This window comes from Kamptonema formosum PCC 6407, assembly GCF_000332155.1.
In the GTDB taxonomy this organism is placed as follows: domain Bacteria; phylum Cyanobacteriota; class Cyanobacteriia; order Cyanobacteriales; family Microcoleaceae; genus Kamptonema; species Kamptonema formosum.
Window position 1 is genome coordinate 8409 of record NZ_KB235902.1, and the last position, 1885, is coordinate 10293.

General features: G+C 43.6%; 4 protein-coding genes. 3 read left to right on the forward strand and 1 reads right to left on the reverse strand.

Features of this window, described 5'->3' with window-relative positions; genetic code table 11:
• A partial coding sequence (locus tag OSCIL6407_RS38285) for a type I restriction enzyme subunit R domain-containing protein (RefSeq protein ID WP_407635875.1) occupies nucleotides 1-256 on the reverse strand: 256 nt, incomplete at its 3' end.
• Between the two features lie 23 nt (nucleotides 257-279).
• Between OSCIL6407_RS38285 and OSCIL6407_RS0105100 the strand changes: the two genes are divergently transcribed.
• The 3 genes from OSCIL6407_RS0105100 to OSCIL6407_RS0105105 are packed head-to-tail and all read left to right on the forward strand — an operon-like array spanning nucleotide 280 to nucleotide 1780.
• Nucleotides 280-1047, forward strand: coding sequence for a recombinase family protein (locus tag OSCIL6407_RS0105100; protein WP_019486992.1), 768 nt, complete (start codon nucleotides 280-282; stop codon nucleotides 1045-1047).
• An 11-nt stretch (nucleotides 1048-1058) separates the two neighbouring features.
• Nucleotides 1059-1484, forward strand: coding sequence for a zinc ribbon domain-containing protein (locus tag OSCIL6407_RS38290; RefSeq protein ID WP_162140442.1), 426 nt, complete (start codon nucleotides 1059-1061; stop codon nucleotides 1482-1484).
• A complete protein-coding gene (locus OSCIL6407_RS0105105; protein WP_019486993.1) occupies nucleotides 1430-1780 on the forward strand; it encodes a hypothetical protein in 351 nt (116 codons plus the stop codon). The genes OSCIL6407_RS38290 and OSCIL6407_RS0105105 overlap by 55 nt, the downstream gene beginning before the upstream one ends.
• The last annotated feature ends 105 nt before the right edge of the window (nucleotides 1781-1885 follow it).

Genomic DNA, 1885 nt, shown 5'->3' on the forward strand with positions numbered 1-1885 from the left:
CTGCGCTGATATTAAAATCAGGTTCTCCAATTAAGCCGTTTGCGTCTTGGTCTTCTTCGTTATAGCCAGGGGTAAAAATTGTGATCACTCGTAGGTCATGTAATCCCTGTTTTTGTTTGTTTTTGTACGTGTCGTAATAGGTAATTAGGGTGTCTACACTGCTGGCGCAGAGCATCGCCGAGAATTTTCTACCGTGGGTTTTACGGTTATGGTTGGCAATAATCCAAATAAATTCTGCACAACTAATTGCTAGAATAAGCTCAGAGTTTAGTGATTATTATGAAGCAAAAAGTTATTGGATACGCGAGAGTATCAACCCGCGAACAAGCTGAGGACAGCCATGCTTTAGAGCAGCAAATGGATCGCTTAGTAAAAGCAGGGGTCGATCTGGTTTACCACGACGTTGAATCAGGAGCCAACCCAGAACGAGAAGAATTTAATAAGCTCGTTCAGGCGGTTGGACGTGGAGAAGTCTCCACTATTGTTGCGACTCGATGGGACAGGTTAACTAGGGAGGAAACAGCCTACGCGGTGATTAAGGGACTCCGGAGAGAACACAAAGTTAAACTGAAACTTCTGGATCAGGGAGAAGTGGATCTCAGCACCGCCTCTGGGGAACTCAGTGCTGACCTACAGGCTCTCTTTGCAGCCCACGAACGTCGCCAGCTTCGAGAGCGGATCAAGCGCGGTCATGAATACCGCCGAAGTAAAAAAGTTGCTTGGACAAGAGCGCCTTGGGGATATTTCATTGAGGAGGATAAATATGTCTTAGATAAACGACCTGCGATCTGCCTGTTAGCAGAACGTCCTGAAAACTATTTAGAATTGTATCTTGAACCCAACTTTTCACCACAACTCCCTGGCATTAGTAAAGCTGAAATTGCCAGAGAAGCCATTGATTATTTGCTGAAAATTAGGAAACCGCGAAAGGTTCTAGCTTTCTTGTATGAAAAGTACGGGGTGGAACGCAAACGAGATACCAACTTGGTTTTGAGTCCAGAGTACTTTTTTGGAGTGCAGCTCAAAACTTCGCTGATGATTGGTTAACCAATCCAATTTTGCGAGGTCATACGAGTTACTGCAAAACAAATATATCCAGCAAGGGATCTACCAAGAAAAAACCTGAAGAATGGCAATTACACCTTAATACCCATCCCACTGAGCGGTTAATTACTGATGAAGAATTTGTCGAACTTCAAACCCTCCAACAATTCAATGCCAAGAAAGTAGCAACTTCCGGTAAGACTTGTTACTTAACCGGATTAGTTATTTGCGCTCGCTGCGGCTATAAATGCGTGTTAAAGCGCAGCGCTCAATATCAATATTACGGGTGCAGGCAATCGGGAACTGGTTGCCAAAACCGCTCTTGCATTCGCCTTGAAAAATTGATCAAGCCATTATTAGTCAATTATTTCTCAAAGCCACGTCCTTGGAATCGGCACAGGAGGAACAGGAAGTTTCTTTCCAATGCCCTCCAGAAGTAATCAAGTTAAAACAGCAACTAGAAGGGGTGGATGAACTGCTTAAAATTGCGCCGTCTGATTTACTTCAGCAAGCCAGAACTAAATTCCTCAAGCAAATTGAAGAAAAAAGCGCCCCCGAAGGAGTAGAAAGTTTTGTGATGGCTACGGCACAGGAAATTATCTCTCATCCTCAAGCAAAAAAGCTTACCTTCTGGTACACCTTAACTCAAGATGAGCGCGACATCCTTTATGAAAAGCTGATCGAGAGAGTCAAGGTAGATGAAGGCAAAGTGATTTCAGTGGAACTGAAAATTTAGAGCGTCAAGGAATATTCTTAGGAGAAAGTATGAATTTTTCTCAATCAACCCTCAAAACTTTTCAAGAAGCCGTAGACCGATTCCTGAGCGCTGAAGCAGAAGTTC

Coding starts and splice junctions, on each gene's coding strand:
- OSCIL6407_RS0105100 (WP_019486992.1), top strand. CDS start 280: ATGAAGCAAAAAGTTATTGGATACGCGAGAGTATCAACCCGCGAACAA.